Below are 14,942 nucleotides of genomic sequence, written 5' to 3' on the forward strand. Positions count from 1 at the left end.
TGGAATGCATGACCATGTACAAGCAGTATACTCACTGCAACCAGGCAGCATTCTCATTGGGAATGCTGCTTTTTGGTCTGGATTTTTGCAGGAGTATGGTGAGGAATGACAGGGCTGCCTATATCAAAAGTCATATTAACGTTTTGAATTTCAAGAAACTTGTATGGCAAATGGAGACGATAAATTCAGATTCGGGCTTGTTACGGACTTTATTCGGTGTAAAAAGTACGTGAACTAATGAGAAAGATACGTTTTGAAGTAATCAGGGAAAGGTCTGGAGAGAAACATACAGTGCCATTAACGTATCATTTTTATTATTTTCAATATCAAAAGAGCAATATCCGTTAATAACCGCCTAAATGTAATGAAAAGAAAGAGTCATGTAAGCAGGAAAACCATGGGAAATCTAAAACAGCGGGGAAGCGAGAGCGATACCTACACATTTTATCTGTGATATCTGTTACAGTAACAGCCTGTTTCTTTTCAAAAAACTGTAACAAGAAAAATCCATAAATGGTATTGCGTATTCTACAGAAAGCGCTACAATGAGACTAGAAATGTTAACGTTAACAATTTGAGTGTACAATGATAATTCAGCGACATAGCAGCATTTATTCGCGAAGGGAATGAAGAAGATGACCAAGAAGTTTCTGGATGAGAATTTTCTGTTAAACAGTGAGACGGCGATCCGGCTGTATCATGACACCGCCAAAGATATGCCGATTATCGATTATCACTGTCATCTGAGTCCGCAGGAGATCTACGAAAATAAAACATTCAAAAACATTACCGAAGCCTGGCTGTACGGGGATCATTACAAATGGCGGGTGATGCGGGCGAATGGAGTAGAGGAACGCTACATTACCGGTGATGCCGAAGACTATGACAAATTCCTCGCCTGGGCACGTACTGTGCCGCAGCTGATCGGCAATCCGCTCTATCACTGGACCCATCTGGAGCTGCAGCGTTTCTTTGGCGTATATGAGCTGCTGAATGAGCAGTCTGCTCCGATGATCTGGGAAAAGGTGAACAAGCAGCTGCAGGGCCCGGGATTCGGCGCTCGTGATCTGATCACCAAATCCAAAGTAACCGTCGTCTGTACAACCGATGATCCTGTCGATTCGCTGGAATATCACGCCCGAATTCGCGAAATTAGCGGCTTCGAGACAGCGGTACTGCCGAGCTTCCGCCCGGACAAGGCGCTGGAAGTGAACCGTGCGACCTTCAAGCCATGGCTGCAGCAATTAAGCGAAGTGAATGGCTCCGAGGTGCGTACCTATGATGAGTTCCTGGCTGCACTGGAGAAACGGGTACGCTTCTTCCATGAAGCAGGCGGACGCGTCTCCGACCATGCAATCGATAAAGTAATGTATGCGGATACGACTCGCGAAGAAGCGGCCGAGATTTTTGCCAGACTGCTGGAACAGGGTCAGGTCAGCCCGGAAGAAGAAGCGAAGCACAAGACGTATACACTCGTCTTCCTGAGCAGTCTGTATGCCGAACTCGGCTGGGCGATGCAGCTGCATATCCATGCGCTGCGCAACAACAACTCGGTCGCTTTTGGCAAACTGGGACCGGATACGGGCTACGACTCCATCAATGACGGTGTGATCGCCCAGCCGCTCGTCTCCCTGCTGGATGCAATGGAGAATGCAGGCGGGCTGCCGAAGACCATTTTGTATTCCCTGAATCCAAATGATTATCATGTGCTGGCAAGCGCTGCGGGCAGCTTCCAGGGCGGCGGCGTTCCTGGTAAAATCCAGTTCGGTACTTCATGGTGGTACAACGATCATCGTGACGGTATTCGCGAGCAGATGCGAATCCTCGGCAATCTGGGCGTGCTGTCCCGATTCGTCGGCATGCTGACCGATTCCCGCAGCTTCCTGTCGTATACCCGGCATGAATATTTCCGCCGGTTGCTCTGCGATCTGCTGGGCACCTGGGTGGAGAGCGGCGAAGCGCCGAATGATCCACAGCTGCTGCAAAGCCTCGTTCAGGGCATCTGCTACAACAATGCGCAGCAGTATTTTAATTTCCCGGCTGTTGTATCGAGCCGCGTCTGAGAAGATAGTTGACCAAAGGTATTAAAGGTATCACATGACCGCTTGAATAATACAGGAACAGGACGCATGCTGTCTGTTATCTATAAAGGCAGCTTGTCATCCGGTTCAGAACCAGTTTATTGTTCAAGCGGTACATTTACACTTATATTGTGAATTATTTCACTAATAAAACCATTACAAAGATCGAAGGAAGTGTTACGGATGGGAGCTACAGCATTAAAGCCTGTATCGATTGAGGAGCCGGCAGTTACTGCCAAGATCAGTTTGAAAGAAAAAATATCGTACGGCATGGGTGACTTTGGAAACGGATTCATGTTCGACCTGGGCCAGTTGTATCTGTTAAAATTCTTTACCGATGTGGCAGGGATTCCGGCAATTGCAGCCGGTGGAATCTTTGCGGCAAGCAAGCTGTTTGCTGCCTTCTGCGATCCGATTGTCGGTTCCAGCATTGATTACCGTAAAAACATTGGACCGCGCGGCAAATTCAGACCTTATCTCATTATGGGCAGCATTGCGCTGGCGATTCTGACGATCCTAACCTTTATCTCGCCGAATCTGTCGACCTCCGGCAAGCTGATCTATGCGTATGCTTCGTATATGATCTGGGGAATCGGATATTCCTTTGTTAATATTCCGTACGGTTCGCTCGGAGCGGCGATTACGCAGGATACGGTCGAGAGGGCGTCGCTGTCTTCGTTCCGGCAGGCAGGTTCGCTGGGTGCGTTGTTTGTGACAAGCGTTATCGTGATGCCGATTATTGTTCATTTTGCCAATCCGAAGGTCGGGTATCCGATCGTAATGGGCATTATGTCGCTGATTGGCGTAATCGCTTTCTTTTTCTGTTACAAAGGAACCCGGGAGCGGGTAGTGAATCAGGCGCCGCCCAAGGAGAAATTAACGCCGTGGCTGATCATCAAGACATTTATCAGCAACAAACCGCTGCTGGTACTTGTGCTGATGACGGTGTTCACTATTTCCGCCTACAATATCAAGTCGGCGATGCTGGTGTATTTTGCCCAGTACAATCTGGGTAATGTGGAACTGATGGCGTATATGAACTTTATTATTATCGGATCTTCCTTTATAGGGGTATTGTTCCTGCCAAAGCTGGTCAAAAAATTCGGTAAGCGCAATACGGCGCTGATCGGACTCGGTGTCAGTGTCGTCGCAGATACAATCAACTTTTTGGCGCCGTCAAATGTGGTACTCTTCACAATTCTCGCCAGTATCGCGTTTATTGGGATCAGTATTCCTAACGGAATTACATGGGCCTTTGTATCGGACATTATCGATTATGGAGAATGGGAGTCCGGCGAGCGCAAAGACGGTATTACGTATTCGTTGTTTAACTTCTCACGCAAGCTGGCTCAGTCACTGGCAGGTACATTATCCGGGATTGGTCTTGGACTGGTCGGTTATATTCCAAACGTTGCCCAGAGTACAGGCACACTGCTCGGGATCAAAGGTCTGCTCTGTCTGTATCCGGCAATTGCGCTGGCGATTGCCATGGTCATTATCGGATTTATGTACAAGCTGACAGACAGCAAGCATGAGGAGATCGTCGCCGAGCTGCGCATACGCAATCAGCAGTAATACCGAATACGGGATGCAGCGATAAAAGGCACAGCATGTCCGGACAGTTCTGGTTATGGTCAATATGCATAGTTATGGTATTCTTAGGGGAAAGCAGACGATACGTCTGATCTGCCGGAACTGCAGCGCCTCAAGAGCGCATGTACAGGGCGGATACTCAAGTTACGGAAAAGGAAGGTTATGCATATGGCGGCTACGATCAAGGACATTGCCAGACTCGCCAATGTCTCTCATACCACAGTATCACGTGCACTCAATAACAGCCCGCTGATCAAGGAAGTGACCAAGCGTAAAATTATGGAGATTGCGCGGGAAGTGAACTATATTCCCAACTACAACGCCAAAAGTCTCGTGCTTCAGCGTTCGCATACGATCGGACTGTTCTTTACGAGCATTTCGATGGGAACGAGCAGCAGCTTTTTCGCGGATACGATTCGCGGGGTGAACTCGGTAATTGATGTAGGCTACAATCTTTTCGTCCGCGGGATTGATGAATACGAGGATTTCGGTTCCATTCATCGCAAACGGTTTGACGGGATTATCCTGATGAGCCAGAGCGATGATGACAATGCCTTTATCCAGCATGTACTGGAGCAAGATATTCCGCTGGTCGTATTGAATCGGCTGATCCCTGGCGGCGGTTTTGTCAATATTGTTTCCAATGACCGGGAAGGCTCTTATGACGCCGGATGCTATCTAGCTGCCCAGGGACATGAGCGGATTGCGATTATTGAAGGACTCAAAGGATTCAAGTCGACCGAGCAGCGCCGAGCCGGTTTCCTGCAGGCGATGGAGCAGCACGGTATTACCGTACCAGGCAGCTACCGGGTCGCCGGTGACTATACGACCGAGAGCGGGCATCAGGCGATGCGTCAGCTGCTGCAGCTGGAAACGCCGCCGACCGCTGTGTTTTGCTCCAATGACGATATGGCGATCGGGGCGATCAATGCGGCCTATGCACTCGGACGGAATGTACCTGAGGATGTATCGGTGATTGGATTTGATGATATTAACTTTTCCCGGTATACCAATCCGGCGCTGACGACCGTGAAGCGGCCTGTCGAGGAGATCAGCGCGCACGGAGCAGAGAAGATTATGGAACGGATCGAAGAGGATGCCAACCGGGAGGAACTGATTTTCCTGGAGACCGAACTGGTCGAGCGGCAGTCCGCTGTCCGCCGCGGCTGAATGCGGGTACTGCTGGCTATATGGGAAAAACCGTCATAGTGGCAGACAATACAGTGAAGATGCTGCAGCCAGTCAGATGGCCTGCAGCATCGGACTCACCGCAGCCAGTCAGAGAGTCTGCAGCATCCGATCCATGGCAGCCATTAACGGATAGTATGAAGCCAGCCCATTTATCGTTCTGTTTTTGTATAGGGCTGCATATAATTTAACGAATTAATGTGATTTAACTCATTTTGTTAACGTGTGCATAAATTTAGAATAGACCTATAACGTACTGGATTGTTGAATTTACAGGAGGCGATATCCATGGATCGATTGAACCGGACCCATTATCAGGCGACCGAATATACGGAACGTGTACTGCAGTTTGGAGAAGGAAACTTTTTGCGTGCTTTTGCCGACTGGCAGATTGATGAGATGAATCGCAAGGCCGGCTTTGATACCGGAGTGGTCGTTGTACAGCCGCTGCCAACCGGTATGGCGGAGCGATTGAATGAACAGGATGGACTATATACTGTCTATCTGGAAGGTATGCAAAACGGACAGCCGCTGCGTGAACACCGGGTGATGGAATGTGTAACCCGGGGCATCGATCCGTATGCCCGCTACGAAGCCTATGAGCAGCTGATACAGCAGCCGGAACTGCGCTTTATTATTTCCAATACGACCGAAGCAGGGATTACTTTCAATCCGGAAGACCGGCTGGATGACCGGCCGCAGAGCAGTTATCCGGGCAAATTGACTGCCCTGCTGTATCGCCGGTATCTTCATTTCCAGGGCGATGTATCCAAAGGGTTTATTATCATCCCGTGCGAGCTGATCGACCGTAATGGTGCGGTGCTTCGGGATATCGTGCTGCAGTACAGCAAGCTGTGGGGGTTAGGGAGCGAATTTATCAACTGGCTGGAAAAGGCCAATACGTTCTGCTGCAGTCTGGTCGATCGGATTGTGCCGGGTTATCCGCAGCAGCGTATGCCGGAGATTACGGCCGAGCTTGGTTATGAAGATCAGTTTGTGGTAGTAGGTGAACCATTTCACTTGTGGGTCATCGAAGGACCGGACTGGATAGCCCGGGAATTCCCGGCAGAAGAGGCAGGGTTGCAGGTCAAGATTGTCGACGATCTCAGTCCATACCGGACACGAAAAGTGCGAATTCTGAACGGTGCCCATACGGCGCTTACGCCGGTAGCCTATCTGTATGGACTGGAGACGGTTGGGCAGGCGGTCAACGATGAGGTGGTCGGTGCCTTTATCCGGGAACTGATCCATGAGGAGATTATGCCGACGCTGGATCTGCCGGAGGAGGAGCTGCAATCTTTTGCTGCAGCTGTAATGGAGCGGTTCCGCAATCCGTATGTGGAACATTATGTGATGAGTATCGCTCTCAACTCGATATCCAAATTCAAAACCCGTGATCTGCCGACGCTGACAGCCTATGCAGCAGAGCAGGGGCAGCTGCCGCAGCGGCTCACTTTCTCGCTGGCTGCACTGATCGCTTTTTATCGGGGGGAACGGGATGGAGAGCGGATTGCGCTGGCAGATGATGCAGAGGTGCTGGGTTATTTTGAACAGGTATGGACACGATATGAAGATACCGTTCAGGGAATAGAGCAGCTGGTGAGGGATGTATTGGGTCAGGAACAATTCTGGGGCATGAGTCTGAACGAAATTGCCGGATTGACCGAGCAGACAGCGCAGTATCTGCTGAATATCCGCACTTTCGGGATGCGTCAGGCGCTGCATGAGCTGCATGAGCTGACTGCATCCGATACGCTGCTGTCCCACTAGATGATTGATATTCATAATGAACAGGAGGCAGTGACCGTGCTGGAGATGATACAGATTCATGAACAGGATAACGTAGTGGTTGCCCTGCGCGATTACCGACAGGGAGAGAGTATTCAGGCAGGCAGTCGTCAAATTATACTGCAGGAGGATATAGCCAGAGGACACAAGATTGCGATCGAGCCGATCGAACCGGACCGTCATATTATCAAATACGGCTACCCGATCGGCCATGCGCTTCAGCTCATTCCGGCGGGCGGACATGTGCATACCCACAATACACGAACCAATCTGACGGGTGTGGAGGATTACCATTATGAACCGCGCACTTTCCCGCTGCCTTACACGCTGGAGAACCGGACATTTCAGGGTTATCGCCGTGCCAATGGGGAAGTGGGTATCCGCAACGAGCTGTGGATCGTCCCGACGGTAGGCTGCGTCAACGGTATTGCCGAGATGATCCTCAAGCAGTTCCAGGCGGAAATCAACGACCTGGCTCCTTTTGAAAATGCACTGGTTCTCAAGCACAGCTACGGCTGTTCCCAGTTGGGCGATGATCATCTGCACACCCAGACGATTCTGGCGGATGCGGTTCGGCATCCGAATGCAGGCGGGGTGCTGGTGCTGGGATTGGGCTGCGAGAACAATATGATGGAAGATTTCAAGCAGGCGATCGGTGATTACGATGATTCCCGCGTCAAGTTCCTCGTCTCCCAGTCTGTCTCGGATGAAGTGGAGGCCGGTGTAGAGCTGCTGCGGGACATTTACCACAGCGCCCGCCTGGATCGACGCGAAGAGATTCCGCTGTCTGAACTGCGCATCGGTCTCAAATGCGGCGGTTCGGACGGACTGTCCGGCATTACCGCTAATCCGCTGCTCGGCAAGCTGTCCGATTATATGGCCGCCCAGGGTGGCACGACTGTGCTGACCGAAGTGCCCGAGATGTTCGGCGCCGAGAAGATTCTGATGGAACGGGCTGCGAATGAGGAAGTGTTCGGCAAAATCGTGCATCTGATCAACGACTTCAAGCAGTATTTTCTCGACTACAAGCAGCCGGTCTACGAGAATCCTTCACCAGGCAACAAGGCAGGCGGGATTACGACCTTGGAAGACAAATCGCTCGGCTGCACGCAAAAGTCAGGTGTATCCACTGTACAGGATGTGCTGCAGTATGGAGAGCGTCTGCATACCAAAGGGCTGAACCTGCTGAGTGCACCCGGCAATGATCTGGTCGCTTCCTCGGCGCTGGGTGCAGCCGGCTGTCAGCTGGTCATTTTCACGACAGGCCGGGGTACGCCGTTCGGTTCTTTTGTGCCTACGATGAAAGTATCGACCAATTCGCCGCTGTATGCCAACAAGCCGCACTGGATCGACTACAATGCAGGCGTACTGGTGGAAGAGACGACGATGGAAGACGCACTGACCGATTTTATCGACTATATTATCGAAGTCGCCAGTGGTCGCTGGGTGAACAATGAGAAGAACAACTTCCGCGAGATTGCCATTTTCAAAAATGGTGTAACGCTGTAAAACAATGCGATAACCTATGCATCAGCAAACAGCGAATCTGTTAGTACAACCTCAATCATGCGCTTCATGTGAACGTCCAAACGGGTGCCGGCTGTATGATACAGCAGACACCCGTAACATGAAGCGGATGATTTATTTGTGTGTCGCAAATGTATCTGTCATCCAGTTGAAAAACCGCGTTTTTTCCTCGAATTGAGGGTAGTGGGCAGACTGATCATAAATAATCAATTCCTTGTGCTTGGCATCCAACTGCTTCAGGTATGATTCAGCAGATTTAGCCGAAGTCATATAATCGTATTTGCCCATGACGAAATAAACCGGCAGTTCCAGCTTCGGTACAAGTCGGGGGAGAGGATGCAGGAACACTTCATTGATCAGTACGCCCTGACTGCCGATTATTCCTTTATAATAACGAAGCAGATCCAGTGCATTATATTCCTCGCTGTATAACATCGCCAGCAGATCGCCGTCGGGATTCTCGATTAATCGAGTGGCACCGCCATATTTGGCCACATAGCTCCGGGGAGTGAATGCCTTCCCCTGCCGGATGGCTGTGGATACGTGCTGTAACTGCTGCACATCTTCCGTATTACCCGCAAGCCTGGCCTGATCCAGTACATAGTTTAGACTGTCGCGCTCACTCTGTGCAGAATCGCCCATCTGTCCGATTCCGATATAAGCTTCATATTTGCCGGGCGCCCGATAAGCTGCCTGTGCAGCAATATACGTGCCATAAGAATGGCCGATCAGAATCACTTTTTGCTTGCCCAGCTGGCTGGCTGCATAATCTGTGACAGCGAGCAGATCATTGACGAGCAGATCCGAGGACAGGTTGGAGTAATCTTCGAAGAAGTGATAGGATTTGCCGCTGGCTCGCTGATCATAATTGACGATGGTAAACTGGCTCTCCAGCAGATCCTGAACCTGCTCGGCATAAGGAATTTCGGAGGCTCCCGGTCCACCATGCACATTGATGATTACGGGATTATCACGATTGTTGCCGCGTATCATAATCTCATGATCGGTACCATTGATCTGAACCTGCTCCAGTGTACTGATGCTGTTATCTCCGGGGATGTTCGAAGTCCATGTCGGAAAAAAGAGCAAAATGAGCACCAGAGCGACGAGTGTAATACATGTAATTTTAAAACCTTTTATCCATCGCTTCATATGTATGTCTCCTCTTGACATTTTGGATGTAGAGTAAAGAGATCAAGCAGGTGCTATCAATTGATTCCATGCGCTGCTTTACAGAACAGGCCGTTTGCGGGTAAGTCCCCATCCTCCGGCAAGAAAGACCAGTGTAAGCAGCAGGGCAATGCCGAATCCCTGAATAAGCGAATCATTGAACAGGAGTACCGAGAATCCTTTGGCTAACAGGGGCCGGTAAGCAGGCAGTGAGGTACCGAGCGTAATGCCGATAATCAGCACGAACCATAGGATCCAGCCGATCAACCGGTACATGCCGGAGAACAGCAGACTCCATACTGACAGGAACAGCATATAGATACCAAACTGATACACAAAGCTTCCGATGATGCCAAACTGACTCCAACCAAAAATATCGACAAGATTGTAAGTATGCAAAGAGGAAGATACCAGCGTCGGTTGAACCTGCTGCCATATGGTATTGAGCAAGGCCATTGCCGCCGCCCAGACAGCATAGATCGTAATCAGCAAAGTATAGTACTGCGAACGTGAAGCACCAAGATGAATGATTCGGGTGAAAAAGCGAAGCGGCAGTACACTCGCTACAAACACGAGCATACACAGACACAGATTGGCAAATGTCACTTCACGATTATCCAGCTCCGGTCCCATCGCCAGATTAATGATAAAATTGGCGAGTACCCCGGCAGCGATCAACGCCATTATAATGTAGATGTACAAACGCAGTTCCAGATAGGAGGCTTTCCAGTACGCAATCCATTTAGGCATGAATCGTGCTCCCTTCAATCAGATAGGCAAAAAATTGCTGCAGCGGAAGACCTTCAATCGAGATCCCCTGTCGTGCTGCCCATGTGCGTTCCTCTTCTTCAATCAAGTCATACACCGCTGCCATCATCCCGTTTCCGTACGTTTCCTGATGAATGACCCGCTTGCTCTCGGTGAACTGCCAGACGGCCTCTTGATTCCCTCTGATCAGATAAGACCGGGTGCGGATATGATCCACTTCGTCATGCAGGATCACACTGCCATTGTCCATAATGTATACTTCTTCTGCGACCGGAGCGATCTCGTCGATCAGATGGGTGGAGACCAGAATGGTTCGTGGATGATCGGCATAATCCTTCATTAGCATCCGGTAGAAATGATCCCGCATCATTACATCCAGTCCGAGCACAGGTTCATCAAATATCGTTACCGGTGCCCGGCTGGCAAGGCCGATAATATTGCCGACCAGCGATTCCATTCCCCGGGACAGCTGCTTGATCTTCATATCCGGATTCAGCTTGAACCGTGTCAGCAGCTCATGAGCGAATGACCAATCCCAGTGTTCATAAAAGGAAGAAGCGAGCTGAAGAGTCTCTATGATCTTCGCGCTTCTGAAAAATAGATGCTTTTCCCGTACATAGCAGAGATGACGGGGGATATCTCCTTTTTTCAAAATCTGCCCGGATAAAATGATCTCTCCGCTATCCGGTGAGATTCCGCCGGCGATCATATGGAGCAGCGTCGTTTTGCCGGCACCGTTACGGCCAAGCAGTGCATAAATTTTATCTTCTTCCAATTCAAGCTGCAGCTGGCGGACGGCGTGGATGGTACCGAAGCGTTTGTTCAGCTGGGAACAGGAAAGAATGGGATTCATTTCGGCTCAGCTCCTTTTCCTTGACGGATCATGGCAATAATCTCTTCTGTCGTTAGCTCCAGCTTGGCGGCTTCCTCCAATAGTTTGACTACCAGATCACGGTATAGACGATCTTTGCGTTTGTTTACAATAATTGTTCTGGCTTCAGTGGTCACAAACATACCCAATCCCCTTTTTTTGTACAGAATACCATCATTCACGAGCAGCCCAATGCCCTTGACGGCTGTAGCCGGATTTACCTGAAATGTACTGGCAAATTGAGCCATGGAAATAATCTGGTCTCCTTCCGAATAAGTTCCGTTAAGAATGTCATCTTCGATCATATGCGCGATCTGCTGGAAGATCGGCTGTCCATCATCAAAACTAGCTTTCATCAAATCACCCTATTGGTATGTTAGTCATGTAACATACCATAATGGGTTTGGAATGAATTGTCAAATAAAATGGTGGCTAAAAAGAAAAAGAGATATTATAACGTAATCAGATGACCGATGGGTCATTTTGCGATTTGTGTGTTAATATTAACGTATGAACTTTAAGCAGAACCTATTGAATTCAAAACAGGGAGTGAGCAGGAATGGCTCAAATAGCCGCTAATAACAAAAAGGCTGGGACCGGCTGGGTAGTGGCCGCTCTGCTGCTCGGTATATTTATGGCTTCGATTGACAATACGATTGTAGCGACAGCGATTGCAACGATCGTCGGCGATCTGGGCGGGTTTGATCAGTTTGTCTGGGTGACATCGGCATATCTGGTCGCTTCACTGGCAGGGACTCCGATATTCGGTAAATTATCCGATATGTATGGTCGCAGACGGTTTTTCATTTTTGGTCTGATTATGTTTATGATCGGTTCGATCCTATGCGGTACGGCGCATTCGATTGTGGAACTGAGTATTTACCGGGCGATTCAGGGGATTGGCGGCGGCGCGCTGGTGCCGATTGCCTTTACGATCGTATTTGATACGTTCCCTCCGGAAAAGCGAGGCAAGATGACCGGTCTGCTTGGTGCGGTATTCGGTATGTCCGGCTTGGTCGGGCCGCTGCTTGGTGCTTATATTACCGAGTATTTCAGCTGGCGCTGGGTATTCTATATCAATGTGCCGCTGGGCATTATATCGCTGCTGCTGATCCTTATCTTTTACCGGGAATCGCTGGAACGTTCCCGTCAGAAAATCGACTGGTCCGGCGCCGGGCTGCTCGTCGGTGCCGTAGTGTCACTGATGTTCGCACTGGAATTGGGCGGCGGCACCTATGCCTGGGATTCGGGCATCATTATGGGCTTGCTGTGTTGTTTTGCCGTTCTGGCAGTAGCATTTGTGTTTGCAGAGCAGCGGGCGGCAGAGCCGATTATCTCGTTCCCAATGTTCCGCAAGCAGCTGTTTGCCGGCAGCGTCGCAGCCTCTTTCTTTTATGGAGCGGCCTTTATTACCGTAACGCTGTATATCCCTATTTATGTACAGGGAGTCACCGGCGGAACGGCGGTCAATTCGGGACTGACCTTGATGCCGATGACAATCGGATCGGTGATTGCGGCGATGATGGGCGGAATACTGGTGAACAAAATGACGTTTCGGCGGATTATGATCTTCTCGGCGGTTATGTTCACCGTAGGCATGTTCCTGCTGAGCAGACTGACGTCCGATACGCCAACCTGGCTGCTGGTCACCGATCTGGCGATTACCGGCTTCGGGATCGGATTCTCCTTTTCCGTGTTGGGGATCAGCGGGATTCAGGAATTTGATTTCCGCCAGCGGGGAGCAGCCAATTCGACGCTTTCCTTTGTGCGCTCGCTGGGTATGTCTGTCGGAGTGACGATATTTGGGCTTGTTCAACGGAGTTTACTCACTAGAGAGATGGAGAGTCAGCTGGGCAGTGGACAAGCGCAGCCCGGTGGTATGGATTTGTCTGTCATTGATCCGAGAGCACTGCTGTCGGAGGAGATGCAGTCCCATATTCCGGCAGCGGTGCTGGAAGTGATCCGCCAGGCGCTGACCGGATCGGTTGCCGGTACATTTGGCTGGGCGATCATTCCAGCGGTCTGCGCACTGATCGCTGTATCGTTTATGGGGAATGCCCGCGCGGTATCTTCCCGGGAAGAATAGAACGCTGCAGGGCGCTGAGCACAGTCATAGTATGGAGTAATGACGAAAAGCCCGGTTTCATTTCCAAAATGAAATCGGGCTTTTTTTGATTATGTCTATATTTTCGAGTTATTATAGTACTCAAGAGGTAACGAATTTGTTACAATAGAGATTGTTGAATTGTTCATAAAATTTGTAAAAACCTTATGATTATCATGTTTCCCGGTTCTGCCGGAATGGAATATTGCTGTCATAATTGAACCTGTGCTTAGGAAGTGATGAATTGATAGAGATGCAAGACGTATGGAAAACGTACCCTAATGGTGCGCATGCCCTGCAAGGCGTTTCCGTAAAAATTGACCGTAATGAGTTTGTATACGTGGTCGGACCTTCCGGAGCGGGCAAATCGACCTTTATGAAATTAATGTACCGTGAAGAGCAGCCGACCAAAGGACAGATTTCTGTCAATGGATTTAATCTGAGCAAGCTCAAGCAGCGCAAGATTCCGTTGCTGCGCCGGAATATCGGCGTCATTTTCCAGGATTTTCGTCTGCTGCCGAAGCTGACTGCCTATGAAAATGTCGCTTTTGCCATGGAAGTTATCGAAGCGCCGAGACGGCAGATCAAGAAGCGGGTCATGGAAGTACTCGATCTGGTCGGTCTGCAAAGCAAAGCCAATCGTTATCCGGACCATCTGTCCGGTGGAGAACAGCAGCGGATCGCCATTGCCAGAGCCATCGTCAATAATCCTTCCGTGATTATCGCGGATGAGCCGACAGGGAACCTTGATCCGGAGACATCCTACGGCATCATGCAGCTGCTGGACGAAATTAATTTCCGGGGGACCACGATCATTATGGCTACACATAACAGGGATATCGTCAATTCCATGCGTCGACGCGTACTGGCCATTGAGAACGGTATGATTGTCAGAGACCAGATCAGAGGGGAGTACGGTTATGAATTTTAGCACCTTCTTGCGGCATATGCGGGAAGGTTTTAGAAGCGTATTCCGCAACGGATGGATGTCGATTGCATCCATTACCTCGATCATTGTGTCTCTGTTTATTCTGGGCGTATTTATTTTGCTCGTATTTAATGTTAATAACCTCGCCGATCAGGCCGACAGCCAGGTCGAAGTGAATGTATTCCTGGAACTGAACGTGAATCAGGATCTGCGCGAACAGCTGCAGCAGGAAATCAGCGAAATGCCGGAAGTCAGCAATATCCAGTATATTCCTAAGGATAAAGGGCTGGATGAACTGCGCGAGAATCTTGGTGAGGGCGGCGAGAGCTTCCTTGAAGGCTATGCCAAAGACAACAACCCGCTGCCGGACGCTTTCCGGGTACAGGTGATCGAAGCGACCACCGTTCCATTTGTCGCGCAAAAGATCGAAGCGCTCAATACGGAGCATGTAGAGAAGCCTATCCTCAAAGTACGCTATGGCGGTGAGACGGTGCAGACCCTGTTCAAGGTAACGGCACTGATCCGCAATATCGGGCTGATTCTGGTAGCCGCGCTGGCACTGATGGCGATGTTCCTGATTGCCAATACGATTCGCGTGACGATCCTGGCACGCCGCCGGGAGATCAGCATTATGAAGCTTGTCGGTGCGACCAATCAGTTTATTCGCTGGCCTTTCTTCATAGAAGGTGCACTGTTGGGCGGGATTGGCTCGGTAGTGACGATTATTATTTTATTTGTCGGTTATCATCAGCTGGTGGTCGCTTCGGTGACTTCACTCAGTCTGGCCTCCATGGTGACACTCATTCCACTACAGCAGATCTGGCCGTGGCTCGGCGGATTGCTGCTTATACTGGGCATTGTGATCGGAGTATGGGGAAGTACGGTATCAATTCGCCGCTTCCTGAAAGTTTAATACTATAATTT

12 protein-coding genes are annotated in these 14,942 nt (G+C 50.0%); 8 read left to right on the plus strand and 4 right to left on the minus strand.

The window, feature by feature from the left end:
- Positions 1-635: 635 nt before the first annotated feature.
- From uxaC to M1D61_RS03050, 5 genes are all read left to right on the plus strand, one after another.
- A complete protein-coding gene (uxaC, locus tag M1D61_RS03030; RefSeq protein WP_458121141.1) occupies positions 636-2,063 on the plus strand; it encodes a glucuronate isomerase in 1,428 nt (475 codons plus the stop codon).
- A 201-nt stretch (positions 2,064-2,264) separates the two neighbouring features.
- Entirely contained in the window at positions 2,265-3,656 is a 1,392-nt protein-coding gene (locus tag M1D61_RS03035; protein ID WP_458121142.1) for a glycoside-pentoside-hexuronide (GPH):cation symporter, read from the plus strand.
- Positions 3,657-3,842: 186 nt separating this feature from the next.
- On the plus strand, positions 3,843-4,844 hold the full coding sequence (locus M1D61_RS03040; RefSeq protein ID WP_458121143.1) for a LacI family DNA-binding transcriptional regulator: 1,002 nt from the start codon (positions 3,843-3,845) through the stop codon (positions 4,842-4,844).
- Positions 4,845-5,150: 306 nt separating this feature from the next.
- Positions 5,151-6,632 (plus strand): tagaturonate reductase, encoded by a 1,482-nt coding sequence (locus tag M1D61_RS03045; RefSeq protein WP_458121144.1) that lies wholly within the window; start codon positions 5,151-5,153, stop codon positions 6,630-6,632.
- 36 nt (positions 6,633-6,668) lie between these two features.
- Entirely contained in the window at positions 6,669-8,159 is a 1,491-nt protein-coding gene (locus M1D61_RS03050) for a UxaA family hydrolase (protein ID WP_458121145.1), read from the plus strand.
- 132 nt (positions 8,160-8,291) lie between these two features.
- Here M1D61_RS03050 and M1D61_RS03055 read toward each other — a convergent pair whose 3' ends face one another.
- The 4 genes from M1D61_RS03055 to M1D61_RS03070 form a co-directional block, all read right to left on the minus strand.
- Positions 8,292-9,329, minus strand: coding sequence for an alpha/beta fold hydrolase (locus M1D61_RS03055; RefSeq protein WP_458121146.1), 1,038 nt, complete (start codon positions 9,327-9,329; stop codon positions 8,292-8,294).
- A gap of 78 nt (positions 9,330-9,407) precedes the next feature.
- Positions 9,408-10,097 carry a hypothetical protein gene (locus M1D61_RS03060; RefSeq protein WP_458121147.1) on the minus strand — a complete coding sequence of 230 codons (690 nt, stop codon included), beginning with the start codon at positions 10,095-10,097 and terminating at the stop codon, positions 9,408-9,410.
- Positions 10,090-10,968: an ATP-binding cassette domain-containing protein gene (locus M1D61_RS03065; protein ID WP_458121148.1), complete on the minus strand. Its 879-nt coding sequence runs from the start codon at positions 10,966-10,968 to the stop codon at positions 10,090-10,092. The genes M1D61_RS03060 and M1D61_RS03065 overlap by 8 nt, the downstream gene beginning before the upstream one ends.
- On the minus strand, positions 10,965-11,342 hold the full coding sequence (locus tag M1D61_RS03070; RefSeq protein WP_458121149.1) for a GntR family transcriptional regulator: 378 nt from the start codon (positions 11,340-11,342) through the stop codon (positions 10,965-10,967). Before M1D61_RS03070 ends, M1D61_RS03065 begins: the two co-directional genes overlap by 4 nt.
- 203 nt (positions 11,343-11,545) lie before the next feature.
- Between M1D61_RS03070 and M1D61_RS03075 the strand changes: the two genes are divergently transcribed.
- The 3 genes from M1D61_RS03075 (at position 11,546) to ftsX (ending at position 14,931) form a co-directional block, all read left to right on the plus strand.
- Positions 11,546-13,072 carry an MDR family MFS transporter gene (locus M1D61_RS03075; RefSeq protein WP_458121150.1) on the plus strand — a complete coding sequence of 509 codons (1,527 nt, stop codon included), beginning with the start codon at positions 11,546-11,548 and terminating at the stop codon, positions 13,070-13,072.
- Between the two features lie 262 nt (positions 13,073-13,334).
- Complete coding sequence (gene ftsE / locus M1D61_RS03080) at positions 13,335-14,021, plus strand: cell division ATP-binding protein FtsE (RefSeq protein ID WP_017815490.1); 687 nt, start codon at positions 13,335-13,337, stop codon at positions 14,019-14,021.
- Complete coding sequence (gene ftsX / locus M1D61_RS03085; RefSeq protein WP_458121151.1) at positions 14,011-14,931, plus strand: permease-like cell division protein FtsX; 921 nt, start codon at positions 14,011-14,013, stop codon at positions 14,929-14,931. Before ftsE ends, ftsX begins: the two co-directional genes overlap by 11 nt.
- The last annotated feature ends 11 nt before the right edge of the window (positions 14,932-14,942 follow it).

It is taken from the genome of Paenibacillus sp. Z6-24 (genome assembly GCF_054161335.1).

Coding starts and splice junctions, on each gene's coding strand:
- M1D61_RS03060 (WP_458121147.1), bottom strand. CDS start 10,097: ATGCCTAAATGGATTGCGTACTGGAAAGCCTCCTATCTGGAACTGCGT.
- M1D61_RS03040 (WP_458121143.1), top strand. CDS start 3,843: ATGGCGGCTACGATCAAGGACATTGCCAGACTCGCCAATGTCTCTCAT.
- uxaC (WP_458121141.1), top strand. CDS start 636: ATGACCAAGAAGTTTCTGGATGAGAATTTTCTGTTAAACAGTGAGACG.
- M1D61_RS03035 (WP_458121142.1), top strand. CDS start 2,265: ATGGGAGCTACAGCATTAAAGCCTGTATCGATTGAGGAGCCGGCAGTT.
- M1D61_RS03065 (WP_458121148.1), bottom strand. CDS start 10,968: ATGAATCCCATTCTTTCCTGTTCCCAGCTGAACAAACGCTTCGGTACC.
- M1D61_RS03075 (WP_458121150.1), top strand. CDS start 11,546: ATGGCTCAAATAGCCGCTAATAACAAAAAGGCTGGGACCGGCTGGGTA.
- M1D61_RS03045 (WP_458121144.1), top strand. CDS start 5,151: ATGGATCGATTGAACCGGACCCATTATCAGGCGACCGAATATACGGAA.
- ftsX (WP_458121151.1), top strand. CDS start 14,011: ATGAATTTTAGCACCTTCTTGCGGCATATGCGGGAAGGTTTTAGAAGC.
- M1D61_RS03055 (WP_458121146.1), bottom strand. CDS start 9,329: ATGAAGCGATGGATAAAAGGTTTTAAAATTACATGTATTACACTCGTC.
- M1D61_RS03070 (WP_458121149.1), bottom strand. CDS start 11,342: ATGAAAGCTAGTTTTGATGATGGACAGCCGATCTTCCAGCAGATCGCG.